The organism is Rhizobium hidalgonense, from assembly GCF_005862185.2.
In the GTDB taxonomy this organism is placed as follows: Bacteria; Pseudomonadota; Alphaproteobacteria; order Rhizobiales; family Rhizobiaceae; genus Rhizobium; species Rhizobium hidalgonense.
The window spans coordinates 753,329-769,061 of sequence record NZ_CP054027.1 but is presented as its reverse complement, the minus strand read 5'-3'; the positions used below and the strand labels follow the sequence as shown (position 1 = coordinate 769,061).

The window sequence follows — 15,733 nt, the reverse complement described above, 5'->3', positions numbered from 1 at the left end:
ATGAAGCCGCAATATCTTGTCCTCGCTATCGCATGTCTTGCGGCCTTCGCTGCGCCAGTTCCCGCCGGAGCCCAGGAACAGCGAACGCCCGTCAGCCCGTGCCAGGCAATCGCGCAGAATATCCCCAAGGCAACCTTCGCAAGCTTTTCCGGCGCCGCCACCTTGACGCACGCCGTCTCCGAGGGCGGGGACGTCAAATTGACCTTCCGCGGCCATTCCACCTTCGAGATCGAAACTCCTGGCGGCATCGTCATCGCGACAGACTATAACGGCTGGTACAGGCCGGCGACGATGCCCGACGTCGTGACCATGAACAAGGCGCACACGAGCCATTTTACCTTGGCGCCCGATCCTGAAATCAAGCATGTGCTGCATGGCTGGAGCGATGTTCCGGGCGAGAAGGCCGAAATCAAACTCGTCATCGGCGACGCCTATATCCGCAATGTCGCGACGGATATCCGCTTCAGTTATGGCCTCGGCGGCTCGCGGGAGAACGGCAATTCCATCTTCATTTTCGAAATCGCCGGCCTCTGCATCGGCCATCTCGGCCATCTGCATTATGAACTGACAGATGCCCACTATACCGAGATCGGCCGCCTCGACGTCGTCATGGTCCCGGTCGATGGCGGCCTGACCATGGGCGCCGACAGCATGAGCCGCGTCATCAAGCGGCTGCGCTCGTCGTTGATTCTGCCGATGCACCGGCGCGGCGCGCCGGTCGAGGCCTTCGTCTCGATGTTCGGCAAGGATTTCGACGTCGCCAACGCACCCGATGATAGCATCACCGTCTCGATGCGCACGCTGCCGAAAAAGCCGTTGATCTACGTACTGAAGGGTGTGCAGTAAAAAGGCCCGGTTACATCAGGGCCTTGCGCATCAGGCAAACTGCAGATGACGCCTGATGCCGATATCCGGCGTCTTGTCATCATCGAGATTGGCCTTGGCGATCTCCCACCCGAATTTCAGGCTGTTGCCGGTGGAGACCCAGATCTCGGCATCGTCGACATGCAGGGAAAGCATGGTAAGTCTGGGATCCTTCTTGCCGCCGTCATACCAGGCAGCCACGATCGAATTCCAATATTCCTCGATCTTGGAAGGGTCAGGGCGCACTTCGATCACACCGGCAAGGCAGGCGTGATAGTCATGATCCTTGCCGACGAGGCAGAAATGCGCGCGGCTGCCGGGCTTTATGGCCCGCACGATCTCTGCATCGGTCTTGGTATAGAACCAGATCGTATTGGTTGTGGGGTCGGCATGCGGCGCCATCGGCTGCATGTGCATGTCCATCCCGGAAATTCCGAGCATGCCGGCATGAACATCGTTGACCTGATCCCAGAGCTGACGTGCTGGCTGTTCCTGCGCCTCGCTGAGACTTGCCATGACCGTTCCTTTCCGTTGGGTGGAGTTCCGTTGAAACGTCATCCTCCTGCCTTTGTTCCGTAGAGCCACGCCCGCTTTTCACAGCAGAGGAATATGCGATAGTGCGCCCGACCGGAGAGGATCACGATGCGAACGCGACATTCGATTCTTGCTTTGATATTTTGCGCAGCCTTTGCGCCCAGAGGCCTTGCGGCGGAAAAGACCTTCAAGCCCGACGAAAACGGCCAGGTCGTCTTCGTCGCGCCCACAAGAAATATAGGCTGCGTCTATACGCCAAAGGGCGGCGTCGAAATGTATGTTCCCGAAGACGGCGGGCCAGAGCTTGCCTGTGATCGTATCGAACCGCTCTACGTCCGCCTCATCCTGCCGGCGAGCGGCAAGGCCTATATCTTCAAGATGGTCGGCGACACCGCCTGCTGCAGCGACGAGCATGTGCTCGACTATGGCGAGAGCTGGAAGGGCGGGCCTTATTCCTGCACCTCCGGCACGGAAGGGATGCGGTGCCGACGCCAGGACGGACATGGTTTCTTCGCTAGCCGCAAGCGGCTGACGGTTGATTGAGACAGGCGGCAGAACCCGTGCATCATCAAGCAAATCCACCGCTTTTTCCTTGAACGGGTGCCGTTTCGCTCTTATAAGGCGGCCCATTCCGAACAATGAGACGTGGACAGGGATGCCATGGCTGGCCATTCACAGTTTAAAAACATCATGCACCGCAAAGGCCGTCAGGACGCGGTGCGGTCGAAAATGTTCTCCAAGCTTGCGCGCGAAATTACCGTAGCCGCCAAGGCCGGCTTGCCCGACCCGATGATGAATGCCCGTCTTCGCCTGGCGATCCAGAACGCCAAGGCCCAGTCCATGCCGAAGGACAACATCGACCGCGCTATCAAGAAGGCAGCCGGCGCCGATGGCGAAAACTACGACGAAGTCCGCTACGAGGGTTACGGCCCCGGCGGCACGGCGATCATCGTTGAAGCTCTGACCGACAACCGCAACCGCACCGCCTCCAACGTCCGCTCGATCTTCACCAAGGCCGGCGGCGCTCTCGGCGAAACCGGTTCCGTTTCCTTCTCCTTCGACCATGTCGGCGAAATCACCTACAAGCTTTCCGTTGGCGACGCCGACAAGGTGATGGAAGCCGCGATCGAAGCCGGCGCCGACGATGTTGAGACCGACGAAGAGGGCCATTACATCACCTGCGGCTTTGAGGCTCTCGGCGAAGTATCGAAAGCCCTGGAATCGAGCCTCGGCGAAGCCGAAACCGTCAAGGCCGTCTGGCGCGCCCAGAACAATGTGCCGGTGGACGAGGAAAAGGCCCAGTCGCTGATGAAGCTCATTGACAGCCTGGAAGACGATGACGACGTGCAGAACGTCTATTCGAACTTCGAGGTCTCGGAAGAAGTGCTGGCCAAGCTCTCGGCTTGATTCTCTTTAAACGATCGCCAATGGAAACCCGGCCGTGACGCCGGGTTTTTTGTGTCGAGCCGTGGCTTTTCGACCTATGCCGCCGCCCGCATGAAGCTTCCCAACCCGGCAAACAGTTCCACCGACCTCAGTCGTACCTCGATATCATGGATCGGCATCGAGATGATCACCTCGTCGGCCTGCGTTTCCTCGAGAAACGCAGTCAGTTTCGCCTCCGCCGTCTGCGGCGACCCGACCACGGCGTAACGCAGCGTATGTTCGACGTTCATCTTTTCCATCGGCGACCAGAAATTTTCCATATCGGCCACCGGGCGCGGGAACGGGCCGCGGACATTGCGGCGCAAGTTGACGAACTGCTGCTCGGCGGAGGTGAAATGATAGCGCGCGTCATCATCCGTCGCCGCCACCGCGCCCATGACCCCGACCATCACATAGGGCTTGTCGAGTGTCGCCGAGGGCTGGAAGCGGTCGCGGTAGATCGCAATCGCATCGAGCAGCATGTCGGGCGCGAAATGTGAGGCGAAGGCATAGGGAAGCCCAAGCATGGCGGCGAGCTGGGCACTGTAGAGGCTGGAGCCGAGCAGCCAGATCGGGATATGCGATGAATTGCCGGGAACCGCGAGGATTGCCTGGTTTTCGACCGGCGTATCGAGCAGTTGCTGCAATTCCACTACGTCGTTCGGAAAGCTGTTTGCACCAGCCTCGAGATTGCGCCGCAGCGCCTGTGCCGTGCGCATGTCCGTTCCCGGCGCCCGCCCGAGGCCGAGATCGACACGGCCGGGGAAGAGCGCCTCCAGCGTGCCGAACTGCTCGGCGATGACGAGCGGCGAATGATTGGGCAGCATGATACCCCCGGAGCCGATGCGGATGCGCGTTGTCGCGGCCCCGACATGGCCGATGACGACTGATGTGGCGGCACTGGCGATCCCCGGCATGCCGTGATGTTCGGCGAGCCAGAAGCGCTTGTAACCGAATTCCTCGGCCTTCTTGGCCATTCGCGCCGAACTCTCGAGCGACTGGCGCACGCTGCTGCCTTCGGCAACGGGGGAAAGGTCGAGTATGGAGAAGGGAACCATGGGAAACCTGCCGGCCAGTGAAAGATGCAGCCTATGTAGGTTCGCGCTCGCACCATTCCAAACCGAGCGCGCAAAGAAAAAGGGCCGCGCGAACGCGACCCCTTGCAATGCTACGGGCGGTGGCTACCGGTGACGGCGCATCACATGCACCTCGGCGCTCGGCTGGTGGTGGCCGGGGGGCAGCGTGAAATTGCCGAGCTGGCGGTCCATTTCCAGGGCTTCCGTCGCCAGCCGGTGGATCGCCGCCGTTGTCTCCTCGACCATCGAGGCATTCTGCTGCGTCATCGCGTCGAGCTCGGCGACGGCGCTGTTGATTTCGCGCAGTGTATTGGCTTCCTCACGGGTCGCACCCATGATGTCGTTGATCTGTCCGTTGATCGCCTCGACATGGGCGCCGATGCCGGTCAGCGCAACGCCGGCCCTTTCCACAAGCGACACGCCGCTTTCGACCTCATGCGTCGATTTCTGCAGCAGGCTGGAGATCTCCTTGGCCGCGCTCGACGAGCGCTGAGCGAGTTCGCGCACTTCCATCGCGACGACGGCGAAGCCCTTGCCCGATTCACCGGCGCGCGCCGCCTCGACGCCGGCATTGAGTGCCAGGAGGTTGGTCTGGAAGGCGATGTCGTCGATAACAGAGATGATCGTGTTGATCTGGCGCGAAGAGGTCTGGATCGCCTCCATCGCTGCGATCGTCTCGCGCATGATCTGGCCGGACCCGGTCGTCTCCTTCTTGGCGTCGCGGGCGATGCGCTCGGCCTGTTCGGCCCGCTCGATCTGCCGGCGGACGGACTGGGTGATGGCGCTGATCGCATTCGCCGTCTCGGTGATCGAGCCGGCCTGACGCTCGGTGCGGCCGGCAAGCTCGTCTGCGCCGGTGCGCATCTCCTCGGATCCGGCCCGCACCGCCATCGAGTTGCCGCCGATGGCCGTCATCGTTTCGCTCAGCGTCGCCAGCGCCTCGTTGAAATTGATGCGCAGGCTTTCCAGCTCGTTCGGGAAGCGCCTATCGATCTGGTAGGCGAGATCGCCGCTCGCCAGATGATGCAGGCCCTCATCGATCGCCTCGACCACCTGCTGCAATGTCTTCGCCTCGGCCTCGCGCTCGGCCAGATTCTGCTGGCGATCCTGCTCGGCCTGCAGGCGCGTCTCTTCGCTGACGGCTTCCAGTTCGCGGCTTTCGATCAGCGACTGCTTGAAGCGGGCAAGCGCATTCGCCATCGTGCCGATCTCGTCCTTGCGGTTCAGGCTGCCGATCTCGCTGTCGAGCTTGCCGCCGGCGACGTCGCGGGTGACCCCGGCGAGCCGCGCCAGCGGCGAGAACAGGAGATTGGTGACGAGGCCGGTGGCGACCGCCATGACGACGAGCACGCCGATGCCGATCATCGTCAGCAAAGTGGCGATCTCGATCGAGCCGGCATTGAGTTCGCTCAAGAGCACGCTCTCGACCACGAGGAAACGGTCGCCACGATAGTCGATGCCACGGACATAGGCGCGCGCCTGCCCATCCGCCCTGCCGAAATCGGCAACCGTCATCGCCGAACTGGCCAGCGCGTCCTTGATGAAGGCGAAAGGAGTCGCATCGAGCGTCGCAAGCCTGCCGTTCGCGTCGAGCCCGACAGCCGACCCATCGCCGGAAACAATCGCCGCCCGCGCCGTGCTGCCCTGGACGATGCCTTTCGCAAGGATGCTGGTGACGATGTCGTCGCGCACCTTGAAGAGAAAGATGCCCTTGGCTGCGCCGAGCTTGACGATCGGCACCGCATAGAAGATCGCCGACTTGCCGCTGGTGGCATCGACGCGAAGGCCGGAGAAACCTGTCGGTGCGGCGTCATCCGTCGCCTTGGCGGTATTCTCGACCGCTTTGGCGAAAGCGATACCGGCGCCGGTTGCCTTCCAGGTGTCCGTCTTTAGATTCTCGGCGAAGTCGTCCTGCTTCTTGTAGGAATAGAGGACGGTGCCGTCGAGATCGGCGATCAGCAGATCGCTGAAGGCGGTATCCGCGAGATCGCGGGCGACTTCCCCCTGCGTCTTCTCGTGGTTCGAATAATAAAAGCCGCTCGGCCCTTCCGGCTTCATCAGCTTCTCGCGCTGATCGGCCGGGTTGGGATTGCCGGAGATGAATACCTTCTTCAACTCGGCGCGGGCATCGCCGGAGGTCTTCTCGATCGTCTTCCAACCGCTTTTCAGGCTGGTGATCGACATCTGCAGCGCCTCTATGCGCGCAATCGACGTCGCCTGGTTTTCAAGCTGCGTCAGCTGATCCTGCAGCATGTCGCCGCGAAAAATCAGCACGCTCTCCTTGGCTTTCAGCGCCTGCTCGTCGGAAATCCGGCTGCTGGCGAAATAGGCAAGCACGTCGATCACCGCGATCGACAGCACAGTCAGCAGAATGAAAGTGGCAATGACCTTGAAGGACAGGGATTGAAATCTCTGTGCCATGTACGACTAACCCCTTCTGAACACGCCTGCCGGCGTGGGCACGCAGCGCATGCCTGATCGACCGATTTTAAACAGAACATCGGGGGCTTATCTCCTTACGACACGAGACCCCCTTCGTATTTGACACTAGAATTCAAGCATCTGTTTTAATTCGCGGTAAATGGCGCGACCTAAAACCAGGAGTGTTTTTGTTTTGTTCACATATCGATGGCAGTTATTTCGCAATCGCTATAGGTTGAACCATGCAAAATACGATTCGCATCGTCGGCATCGATCCCGGACTTCGCCGCACCGGCTGGGGAGTCATCGACACACTTGGCAATTCCCTGCGGTTTGTCGCCTCCGGCACCGTCACCTCCGATGGAGACATGGACCTTGCCTCCCGCCTCTGCCAACTGCATGATGGCCTGGCGGAGGTCGTCCACGCTTACAAGCCGGATGAAGCCGCCGTCGAACAGACCTTCGTCAACAAGGACGCAGTCGCGACCCTGAAGCTTGGCCAGGCCCGCGGCATCGCCATGCTGGTGCCGGCGCGCGCCGGACTGCGGGTCTCCGAATATGCCCCGAACGCCGTAAAAAAGGCCGTCATCGGCGTCGGCCACGGCGAAAAACACCAGATCCACATGATGTTGAAAATCCTGATGCCGAAGGTTGAATTCAAAGGCGACGACGCCGCCGACGCCCTGGCGATCGCCATTTGCCATGCGCATAATCGCGGCAGCAACCGGATGCGAGAGGCGCTGGCCGGCTAATCTGTTCTTGACTTGTTCCGATAGTAAGGATAATTCTTACTTCGAAGGAGCAGCAAATGCGCGTCACGTCCAAAGGCCAGGTCACCATTCCTCGCGATCTCAGAGAGCTTGCCGGCATCGAGGCCAACAGCGAGGTCATCTTCTCGATCGAGAACGGCAAGCTCGTTCTCTCGCCGAAGAACGGCAAGCAGGAGATCGAGGATCGGGGCCGGCTGGACCGCTTCCTACAGACGATCCGTCGTCTCGAAGGAACCGGCGATCAGGCGATCGATGCCGAAGACCTCATGTCGATGACCCGTGACCGCTGATGGCGACGCTTGTCGATACAAACATACTCGTCGATCTAGCTGTGACTGGTTCGGACTGGCATGGGTGGTCGCGTCGGAAAATGCTCGACGTCTTCAGAGATGGGCCAGTGCTGATAAACCCGATCATCTATTCCGAATTTTCCGTTCGCTACGACGATATGGACGAAGTTGACCAACTGCTTCCGCAGGATGAATTCCGCCGCGAGAACCTGCCTTGGCCGGCCGCCTTTGCCGCCGCTCAAGCCTTCCGGATTTATCGTCGCGCCGGCGGAGGACGCGAACGGATATTGCCCGACTTCCTCATCGGCGCCCATGCGGCGATCAGGGGCTACAAAATTTTGACCCGCGACCCCAGCGGCTACCGCTCTTATTTTCCCGCCGTTGAACTTATCACGCCCGAAACCCACCCTTGAGAGACCGCGCCCCATGATCGGCAAGCTGAAAGGCACCATAGATGAGATCGGCGAAGACTATGTGCTCGTCGATGTGCACGGCGTCTGCTACGTCGCCCATTGCTCGGCCCGCACCCTGTCCAAGCTCGGCTCGGCCGGGGAGGCCTGCGTGCTGTTCATCGAGACCTATGTGCGCGAGGACCAGCTGAAGCTCTTCGGCTTCATGACCGCACTCGAGCGGGAATGGTTCAACCTGTTGCAAAGCGTCCAGGGCGTCGGCGCCAAGGTGGCGCTTGCCGTGCTCTCGACATTGACGCCGGGCGAACTCGCCAATGCGATCGCCCTGCAGGACCGCACCGCCGTCTCCCGCGCGCCGGGCGTCGGCCCGAAAGTGGCAATGCGCCTGGTCACGGAACTGAAGAACCGGGCGCCGGCCTTTGCCGGGGAAGCGATCAATATCGCCCTCAAGCAGGAGCTCGGCGAAGGTGTCGCCGCTGCACCGGTTGCCGATGCGGTGTCCGCTCTGACCAACCTCGGCTATAGCAGAGATCAGGCGGCAAATGCCGTTGCCGCTGCGATGAAAACAGCCGGTGACGGTGCCGATAGCGCCAAGCTGATCCGCTTGGGATTGAAGGAGCTGGCGCGGTGAACGCCGGAAACCAATGTATGGATGTCGAGGCAGCCGACTTTTGGTGTATTGCTGTAACAGGTTTCAAAACGGAATGAGAGCATGAGCGAACCCGCCCGCCTGATATCGCCGGAAAAGCGGGGCGAAGATCTCGACATCACGCTGCGCCCGCAGTCGCTGGACGAGTTCACCGGCCAGGCGGAAGCGCGCGCCAATCTCAAGGTCTTCATCGAGGCGGCGAAAAACCGCGGCGAGGCGCTGGACCATGTGCTCTTCGTTGGGCCGCCCGGCCTCGGCAAGACGACGCTGGCACAGATCATGGCGAAGGAACTTGGCGTCAACTTCCGCTCGACGTCGGGCCCTGTGATCGCCAAGGCCGGCGATCTCGCCGCGCTGCTCACCAATCTCGAGGAGCGCGACGTGCTCTTCATCGACGAGATCCACCGCCTCAATCCGGCCGTCGAGGAAATCCTCTATCCGGCCATGGAAGATTTCCAGCTCGACCTGATCATCGGCGAAGGCCCTGCCGCGCGCTCGGTGAAAATCGATCTGTCGAAATTCACCCTGGTGGCGGCCACCACCCGCCTCGGCCTGCTGACGACGCCGCTGCGTGACCGCTTCGGCATCCCGGTGCGTCTGAGCTTCTATACCGTCGGGGAGCTGGAACTGATCGTGCGCCGCGGCGCCCGGCTGATGAACCTGCCGATAACCGAGGAGGGCGCCCGCGAGATCGCAAGACGCGCCCGCGGCACTCCGCGCATCGCCGGCCGGCTGTTGCGGCGCGTGCGCGATTTCGCCGAGGTGGCAAGGGCCGAGGCCGTCACCCGCGAGATCGCCGACGAGGCGCTGACCCGCTTGCTGGTCGACAATGTCGGCTTCGACCAGCTCGACAAACGTTATCTCAACATGATCGCCGTCAATTTCGGCGGCGGCCCGGTCGGCATCGAAACCATCGCCGCCGGCCTGTCCGAGCCGCGCGACGCGATCGAGGACATTATCGAGCCTTACATGATCCAGCAGGGTTTCATTCAGCGCACGCCGCGCGGCCGCGTTCTGACCGCAATCGCGTGGAAACATCTCGGAATGCAACCGCCCAAGGAGATGGAGGCGGCGCAGTTCCGGCTGTTCCAGGAGGACGACTGAGTGATCACCCGCCGCGGATTTTTCAAGGTTCTTGGCGGCGGTATCGCAGGTGTCATGGCGCTCGGCGGTTACGCCTTCGCCTATGAACCGCTGGCGCGGCTCGGTATCGCCCGATACCGGCTGACGCCGCCGGGATGGACACCAGGGTTAAAGCTCCGCATCGTCGCACTCGCCGATATCCATGCCTGCGAACCCTGGATGTCGGCCAGCCGCATTGCCTCGATCTGCCACAGGGCCAATGAACTCGAAGGCGATGTCACCGTCCTGCTTGGCGATTACGCCGCCGGCATGAACATGGTGACGCAATATGTGCATTCGAGCCAATGGTCGAAGGCGCTGGCCACCCTGCAGGCCCCGCTCGGCGTCCATGCGATCATGGGCAACCACGACTGGTGGGAAGACAGGACTGCCCAGAAGAACGGCGGAATGGAAACCTTCGGACACCGGGCGCTCGCCGACGTCGGAATCCCGGTCTATGGCAACCGCGCCGTTCGGCTCGAAAAGGATGGCCACGGCTTCTGGCTCGCAGGCCTCGAAGATCAGCTGGCGCTGCTGCCCGGCAGGAAGTGGGGCCGCACCCGCATGCTCGGCCTCGACGATCTCGATGGAACGCTGGCTCAGGTGACCGACGATGCACCCGTCATCCTGCTTGCCCATGAACCCGATATCTTTCCGCGCGTGCCCGAGCGCGTCTCGCTGACGCTGTCGGGCCACACCCATGGCGGACAGATCCGTTTCCTCGGCCGTTCGCCGATCGTCCCCTCGCGTTACGGCAATCGCTACGCCTATGGCCATATTGTCGAGGAGGGGCGTAACATCATCGTGTCCGGCGGGCTCGGCTGCTCCATCGCCCCGGTGCGCTTCGGCGTCCCGCCGGAAATCGTCGTGATCGATCTTGGATAGAATGACATGAGCAAGCGCACTCTCATCCGCCTGACTGCGGGCGCTGAGCGTTTCAACTATCGCATCGCCGGCCTCGGCTTTCGTGATGGCCACGTGCTCGTTCATCGCGCCGTGCATGAGCCCTTCTGGACCTTTCCGGGCGGCAGGGCGGAAATCGGCGAAACTTCGGAGGAGACGCTGAGACGAGAGATGGCCGAGGAACTGGGCGTCGAGGTCACCGTCTCCCGCCTGCTCTGGATCGTCGAGAACTTTTTCCATTACGAACAGCGCGACTGGCATGAACTCGGCCTGTATTACCTGATGGAAATCCCGCCGGAATTCCCCTTCGAGCCGGGCGAAATCATCCACCGCGTCGAAGACGGCGACAACCATCTCGAATTCAAATGGGTGCTCGCGACGCGCGAGGCCCTGACCGACCTCGACATCCCGCCCTATTTCATCGCCGGGGAGATCGAGACCCTGCCCGCAGCACCCCGTCATCTCGTCTGGCGGGACGGCAATCTCGACGACCAGGACTGACGCAACCATTCCAGCAGCGCGCGAAGAGGAGATACGCCGATGCCGACCTTCGATCCCGCCCGGCCATTCCGGAAGCTCGCTTATAACAACGCTCTTGCCAACCACCGTCTGCTTCAGGCTTGCGCGGCATTAAAGCCCGGCGAATTCGAAGCGCCGCGAACAAGCTTCTTCCCCTCGATCAAGGAAACCTTGAACCACATCATCACGGTCGACTGGTTCTATGTCGACGGCCTGGAAGGTGGCACGCTCGGCTTCCAGGCCTTCGAGATCGATGAACCGTTCGACGATGTTTTATCGCTGGCGCAAGCGCAGGCCAACGTCGATCGGCGCCTGACGGCGCTTTGCGAGGCGCTGACGCCGGAGAAACTCACCTCGACTGTCAGCCTCCATCGCGGTGCTCGCATCCAGCAGGAGCGAATGGACGACGTCCTTGCCCACCTCTTCCAGCACCAGACCCACCATCGCGGCCAGGTGCATGCAATGCTCGCCGGCACCAGCGTCGCCCCGCCGCAGCTGGACGAATTCATCGTTGCGGACGATGGCCGGTTTCGCGGCAGCGAACTCGCCGATCTCGGCTGGAGCGAAGAAACCCTGATGCATTAATCCTGCAGCCGCCTTTTCAGCCCGTCGATGATCGTCTTGGTGAGCAGATCATAATTCTCGTCGAAGTGATGGTCGCCGGGCAGTTGGACGACCTCGGCGCCGCTATCCTTCACCGCCGGACAGGCAACATCGTCATCGTCGTCCTTGCCGTAGATGCATTGCACGAGTTTCGGATCGATATTCTTCAGATCGGCGACGGGATCGCCTCCAGCCCCTTCCGTCTTCTGGCCAAGCCAGCCGAGAACGGAGATGACGTAATCGACCTGGTGCGAGAGCGACAGTAGCGACAATTGCGCCACCGCCGACTTTTCGGCCGGCTTGAGGAGCTGATAGGTGGCGGGCACGACGTCGGCGCCGAAGGAATATCCGACGAGCAGCACATGCTTCACCTTCCACTGCTTGCGGTAGAAATCGATGATCTTCGAAAGATCGGCGGCGGTCTCATCCGGCTTGCGCTCCGACCAGAAATAGTGAAGCGAATCAACGCCGACGACCGGAATGCCTTCCTTCTGCAACGTGGCACCGACCTCCTTGTCGATGTCGCGCCAGCCGCCATCGCCGGAATAGATCACCGCCATCGTATCGAGGGCGGGGGTCGCCTCCAGGATCGCCAGCGGCAGGCCGAGCGGATTGCCGAAGGCGCCGGAGGCGGTGACGAGATCATCGAGCGTGTCGCCAAACACCGTTTGCGCATCGTCGGTGGAATCGCGGATCTCGATCGTAGAATGGATCTTCTTTAGCGCTTCGGCATGCGCCCTGCCATCCTTGTCGGCCTTGGGCGTGAAGACGGTGACGATCGGATCCGGCAAAGCGCCGTCGCTGAGGCCGTACATGATGCGTTGACCGACCACCTTTTTGGCCGCCGGCGTGCAAAGCTCCTGCGCAAGCGGAATGCCGGCGACCGGATCGACGGCAAGCGTCTGGCCGATCGTCGCATCCGGCGTCTGGGCGGCGATCGCCAGTGCCAGGGCTCCGCCCTCGCCGATGCCGGCAACGATCGGCAGGTGATAGGCATTGTTGCCGGTCGCGCGCTGCACCTGCTGGCTCAGCGATTCGATGTCCGAAACCATATAGACGCAGCCGTCATTGAGGCTGACATCGTAGCGGCTGAGCGCCTGGATATAGGAGGGAAAGTCGACGCCGATGACGACGGCGCCTTCGGCGACCAGCCTGTCGGCTTCGGCTTTCTCAAAGTCACCCCAGCCGGCCGCATCCGAGATCAGCATCACGGTGCCCTTCACCTCCCCTTCCGGCAGGAAGATGTGCGGCGACGGGATAAGCCCGCTTTCGAAGGTCTGGATGGTTTCCTCGGCGGCATTAGCCGGTGCGACCGCAAGCATGCAGGCGCATGCCGTGGCAAGAAGGATTGTCTTGATCATTTTCTCACTACCCCTTTCAATCCGCCCCCGATCAGAAATGTCGCGTCCATCAACGCGATCATCGGATTGCCCCCTCCGGAGACCGCAAGATAACGCGGTTGCCAGTGCGGATGAAACTTGGATTTGAATGCCCGAAGGCCTTTGAAGTTGTAGAAGCGCTCGCCGTGTTCGAAGACGGTGCTGCCGATGCGGTCCCAGACGGGAGCCGCCTCGCGTTTCGACATGCCGGAGAGAGGCGCCATGCCGAGATTGAAGTGGGTGAAGCCCTGACCGCGCAGATACTCCATGATCTGCACGAAGAGAAAGTCCATCGAGCCTTTCGGCGCCTCCGGCGAGAAGCGCATGAGATCGATCGTGCCCTCCTCCCTGGACTCCGTGACCAGGATATTGGCGAAAGCGACGATTCTGCCATCCTTTTTCAGGATGCCGACCGGCTGGGAGCAGACGTAATCGGCATCGAAGGCGCCGAGCGAAAAGCCCTTTTCCTTGGCGTTGTGATGCTCGAGCCAGGCCGTGGAAACGGCGGCGAGATCATCGATGACCGAGGGCACTTGCTCCGGTTCGACGACGGCAAATTCCAGCCCGTCGCGCTGGGCGCGGCTCGCGGTCTGGCGAAGGTTCGCCCATTTGCCGCCCTTCATTTCGAAGGTTCTAAGATCGGTCACCGCCAGTTCGCCCAGCTTGAAGGCGCGGAGGCCGGCATCGGCGCAATGGGAAAGCAGCGACGGCGAGATCTGATAGAACACGGCCCGGCAGCCGGCAGCCCGCGCCGCTTCGACGAAACGCCAGACGAGCTCCTGCACGGCGCGATGTTCGCCGACCGGGTCGAACAGTGCGATCCAGGACCGGCCCTGCCGGCCGTACATGATGAAGGCGTCACCCTTTTCCGAGAACATGATGCTTTTGTCGCCCATGCGCACCAGATTGGCGTCGGCATTGCCCTGCTTGCCGACGATCTCGACGGCACGCGCCAGCGCCTCCTCCGTTGCCGGTTCCGGCCGGAAGGCGGCCGGCCGCAGCAGACTGAAGACGGCAATCGCCGACGAGATGATGGTAATTCCGAGCACGGCGCGTAAGCCTCGCGGCGCTTCGGCGGTGAACTCGAACTGCCACCAGAGTTGGTTGCTGTATTCGACATCGCGATAGACGAAGAGCAGGATGACGACGGCGCCGACGACGATGACAGCGATCGCCATCAGCCAGGACGCCGTCAGCGCCTGATTGAGCAGCGAGGCATGGCGGGTAAAGAGCCGCCGGCTGACGAAGAGCCCGAAGATGAGGAAGGCGAGAAAGGCGGCTTCGACGAGCGCGATCGCCTTCAACAGCGACAAGGTCAGCGCCGCGACGGCCGAGAACACCGCCACCCACCAGGCGCCGTCGAGCCGCTGGCCGAGGCCGCGCGCAGCGACAACCAGCGCGAGCCCAAGCAGGCTGGAAAGGAAATGCGCCCCTTCGACCATCGGCAGCGGCAGGTAGTTGGAGAGGAATTCGAGGTTCTGGTCCGGTGTCGGCGTGACGCTCGAAAAGATCAGCATGACGCCGAGCAGCAGGGCGAGAGCCGACAGCAGCTGCGGCATCAGCCTTCCGCCGATGCGCCGCACGCTGGAGGCGGCCGGATGGTCGACGAAACGGCGCAGCTCCGTCGCCGAGACGGCGAGCACGGCGAGCAGCAGCGGCAGCACATGGTAGATCAGCCGGTAGAGCACCAGTGATCCGAGCACGGCATCGATGTTCACCGCGCTGCCGAGCGAGGCGATGATCACGGTCTCGAACACGCCGAGCCCGGCCGGAACGTGGCTGAGCACGCCGAGACCGACGGCGATCGCATAGACGGCAAGGAAGACCGGCCAGCCGATTGCCGTCTGCGGCAGCAGCACGTAGAGCACGGACGCCGAGGCGGCGATATCGAAGGCGGTGACGAGGAACTGCCGCGACCACGTGCGCGAATCTGGCAGGCGGATTGCCACGGGGCCGAGATCGAGCACGCGCCCGTCACGGCCGATGATCATCACCGCACCCAGAATGGCGACGATTGAACCGGCGATCAACCGCAGCAGGAAGGCGCTGACGCCGATCAGCGGGCCGATCTCGTCGGCGATGATGATGAGGGCGATTGCCCCAACTCCCGCAAGCCCGAGACCGAAGGATAGTGTGACGAAGGCGATGATGCGGCCAATATCTTCCGGCGAGAGCCCGAGGCGCGTATAGGCGCGGTAGCGGATCGCACCGCCCGAAAGCGCCCCGAAGCCGGCGGTATTGCCGACAGCATAGGCGCTGAACGCCGTCAGCGCCACATGCGGAAAGGGCAGCTTCTTGCCGATATATTCTATGGCGTTGAGATCGTAGAAGACCAGCGAGAGGAAACTGAGTGCGGTGAAGAACAGCGCAAGCAGGATGGCGCTCGGCCTGGTCGCCGCCAGCGCATCGACAACATCGTCATAGCGCACTTCGTTGGTGAGCTGCATAATCGCATAACCGACGAGGCAGAAGATGACGAGTGTCACCGCGGCTGTCAGCGGTGTTCTGTAACGTCTGAATAACCCGCGAAACGAAAATCCGTCCGCGTCTTCCATTTCTTTCAAATTGTCGTGGCCCGACATCTCTTATCCTGCTGCAATTGCCAGCTCGGCGGGAATCATTTTTGAAAGACGTAACATGAGAGGCATGCAAGCTCTATGAAGACATGCCGCCGCAACCCCAGCCCGCCGCTTGGGCCTCCATCACCCTCAATTGGGGCGAATTTGCGCAGGCGAGCGTCACGGCGCATTGCATTTTCGTAAGCTTCG

Annotated in this window: 16 protein-coding genes; 11 read left to right on the top strand and 5 right to left on the bottom strand. The window is 61.8% G+C overall.

The annotated features are described in order from the left end of the window. Entirely contained in the window at nucleotides 1–846 is an 846-nt protein-coding gene (locus FFM81_RS03610; protein WP_138385356.1) for an MBL fold metallo-hydrolase, read from the top strand. Between the two features lie 30 nt (nucleotides 847–876). Here the strand turns inward: FFM81_RS03610 and FFM81_RS03605 are convergent, their stop codons facing one another. Beyond that, nucleotides 877–1,380, bottom strand: a complete 504-nt coding sequence (locus FFM81_RS03605; protein ID WP_003566359.1) for a pyridoxamine 5'-phosphate oxidase family protein — start codon at nucleotides 1,378–1,380, stop codon at nucleotides 877–879. Nucleotides 1,381–1,506: 126 nt separating this feature from the next. Between FFM81_RS03605 and FFM81_RS03600 the strand changes: the two genes are divergently transcribed. Both FFM81_RS03600 and FFM81_RS03595 read left to right on the top strand, forming a co-directional pair. Next, a complete protein-coding gene (locus FFM81_RS03600; RefSeq protein WP_138385355.1) occupies nucleotides 1,507–1,941 on the top strand; it encodes a DUF6636 domain-containing protein in 435 nt (144 codons plus the stop codon). Nucleotides 1,942–2,058: 117 nt separating this feature from the next. After that, complete coding sequence (locus tag FFM81_RS03595) at nucleotides 2,059–2,805, top strand: YebC/PmpR family DNA-binding transcriptional regulator (RefSeq protein WP_003566361.1); 747 nt, start codon at nucleotides 2,059–2,061, stop codon at nucleotides 2,803–2,805. A 74-nt stretch (nucleotides 2,806–2,879) separates the two neighbouring features. Here the strand turns inward: FFM81_RS03595 and FFM81_RS03590 are convergent, their stop codons facing one another. Next, nucleotides 2,880–3,881 carry an LLM class flavin-dependent oxidoreductase gene (locus FFM81_RS03590; protein WP_003566362.1) on the bottom strand — a complete coding sequence of 334 codons (1,002 nt, stop codon included), beginning with the start codon at nucleotides 3,879–3,881 and terminating at the stop codon, nucleotides 2,880–2,882. Between the two features lie 123 nt (nucleotides 3,882–4,004). Then, a complete protein-coding gene (locus FFM81_RS03585; protein ID WP_138385354.1) occupies nucleotides 4,005–6,320 on the bottom strand; it encodes a methyl-accepting chemotaxis protein in 2,316 nt (771 codons plus the stop codon). A 242-nt stretch (nucleotides 6,321–6,562) separates the two neighbouring features. Here FFM81_RS03585 and ruvC point away from each other — a divergent pair, with 242 nt between their 5' ends. From ruvC to FFM81_RS03545, 8 genes are all read left to right on the top strand, one after another. Then, nucleotides 6,563–7,072, top strand: a complete 510-nt coding sequence (ruvC, locus tag FFM81_RS03580) for a crossover junction endodeoxyribonuclease RuvC (RefSeq protein WP_003566364.1) — start codon at nucleotides 6,563–6,565, stop codon at nucleotides 7,070–7,072. Between the two features lie 56 nt (nucleotides 7,073–7,128). After that, complete coding sequence (locus FFM81_RS03575) at nucleotides 7,129–7,380, top strand: AbrB/MazE/SpoVT family DNA-binding domain-containing protein (RefSeq protein ID WP_003566365.1); 252 nt, start codon at nucleotides 7,129–7,131, stop codon at nucleotides 7,378–7,380. Further along, nucleotides 7,380–7,793, top strand: coding sequence for a type II toxin-antitoxin system VapC family toxin (locus FFM81_RS03570; RefSeq protein ID WP_025416999.1), 414 nt, complete (start codon nucleotides 7,380–7,382; stop codon nucleotides 7,791–7,793). The genes FFM81_RS03575 and FFM81_RS03570 overlap by 1 nt, the downstream gene beginning before the upstream one ends. A gap of 13 nt (nucleotides 7,794–7,806) precedes the next feature. After that, nucleotides 7,807–8,421 (top strand): Holliday junction branch migration protein RuvA, encoded by a 615-nt coding sequence (gene ruvA / locus FFM81_RS03565; protein ID WP_003566367.1) that lies wholly within the window; start codon nucleotides 7,807–7,809, stop codon nucleotides 8,419–8,421. Nucleotides 8,422–8,502: 81 nt separating this feature from the next. Then, nucleotides 8,503–9,543 (top strand): Holliday junction branch migration DNA helicase RuvB, encoded by a 1,041-nt coding sequence (gene ruvB, locus FFM81_RS03560; protein WP_138385353.1) that lies wholly within the window; start codon nucleotides 8,503–8,505, stop codon nucleotides 9,541–9,543. Then, a complete protein-coding gene (locus FFM81_RS03555; protein ID WP_138385352.1) occupies nucleotides 9,544–10,446 on the top strand; it encodes a metallophosphoesterase in 903 nt (300 codons plus the stop codon). A 6-nt stretch (nucleotides 10,447–10,452) separates the two neighbouring features. Continuing rightward, nucleotides 10,453–10,965, top strand: coding sequence for an NUDIX hydrolase (locus FFM81_RS03550; protein WP_138385351.1), 513 nt, complete (start codon nucleotides 10,453–10,455; stop codon nucleotides 10,963–10,965). A gap of 39 nt (nucleotides 10,966–11,004) precedes the next feature. After that, entirely contained in the window at nucleotides 11,005–11,568 is a 564-nt protein-coding gene (locus tag FFM81_RS03545; RefSeq protein ID WP_025417003.1) for a DinB family protein, read from the top strand. Here the strand turns inward: FFM81_RS03545 and FFM81_RS03540 are convergent. Beyond that, nucleotides 11,565–12,947, bottom strand: coding sequence for a virulence factor family protein (locus FFM81_RS03540; RefSeq protein ID WP_138385350.1), 1,383 nt, complete (start codon nucleotides 12,945–12,947; stop codon nucleotides 11,565–11,567). The genes FFM81_RS03545 and FFM81_RS03540 overlap by 4 nt on opposite strands. After that, a complete protein-coding gene (gene mprF / locus FFM81_RS03535; protein WP_003566373.1) occupies nucleotides 12,944–15,547 on the bottom strand; it encodes a bifunctional lysylphosphatidylglycerol flippase/synthetase MprF in 2,604 nt (867 codons plus the stop codon). Before mprF ends, FFM81_RS03540 begins: the two co-directional genes overlap by 4 nt. Nucleotides 15,548–15,733: the final 186 nt, after the last annotated feature.